The 871-nt window shown below is 40.9% G+C and carries 1 protein-coding gene; it reads right to left on the bottom strand.

Annotated elements, in window-relative coordinates:
* Positions 1-119 precede the first annotated feature (119 nt).
* Positions 120-719 (bottom strand): hypothetical protein, encoded by a 600-nt coding sequence (locus tag ADK28_RS08475; RefSeq protein ID WP_048795414.1) that lies wholly within the window; start codon positions 717-719, stop codon positions 120-122.
* Positions 720-871: the final 152 nt, after the last annotated feature.

The raw sequence follows: 871 nt of genomic DNA, 5'->3' as shown, positions 1-871 counted from the left end.
TATGATTTATTCTGCATTTTTTGAGCGGGGTTTATCACAGTTTAAAAACAGTTTGATTGATCTTAGTAGCCTGCCGTTAGCAACATTGTCATAACATTCACGTACCCACTAAGACCAAATCAAACGGCCCGTTTCTTATCAGACGCTAGGCTTTCTGTGTCTGCGCGTTCTTCGTTATCAGCACCACACTCTTTAGCCTTCTCGTAGTTATGATTAGCAACTGCCTCTGTTTGTGGTTGCTTGCCGAGAATTTTTTCTTTCACCACCTTATCAAGCTTCAGCAGCGCTATGTTGTCCTCGTCAAGTAGATAGAGGATGGTTTCAAGTCCTTTTAGCGTAAGCTGTTTAGTTAGAGCCTCAAGGTCATCTTCATCTAGTAAATCCAACATATCGGTAAGACGTCTGCGCCACACACCACGAGCGCACTTAGGAAGCGTTCCCTCGGATTTGACAACCTCAAAAGAATCCTCGTCGCCTAGTAGCCATTCAATTGATACTCCTTCTGTACTGGATATTTTAGATAGCACATCAAATCTAGGCGTAGCATCTGGGCGTGAGAAGTAGTTTTTCAAAGTGCTCAGGTTGATACCCCAATCCTCAGCACATTGCCTAACAGTCCGTCCGTTCTGGAGTTTCTTCAATTTGTCACTAAACGGTTCTTTTCTTTTAACCTCAAAAGAACCTTCTGGTTGTTTTGTCGAGTGTACGTTCTTTTCCATATAACCTCATGATTTTATTGGTAATTAAAAGTGAATTTAATTTTATTTCAAATTTCATCAAAAGAACCTTGATTTGGTTTCTTTTGATGCCTATGATTTACCCGTAGAGATAACCGCGCGGTTATCCGCACAGATAACTTTTTAGGATAGAT

The organism is Serratia sp. 506_PEND (assembly GCF_001076875.1).
Classification (GTDB): Bacteria; Pseudomonadota; Gammaproteobacteria; order Enterobacterales; family Enterobacteriaceae; genus Serratia; species Serratia marcescens.
This window is presented reverse-complemented; position numbering and strand designations above follow the sequence as displayed.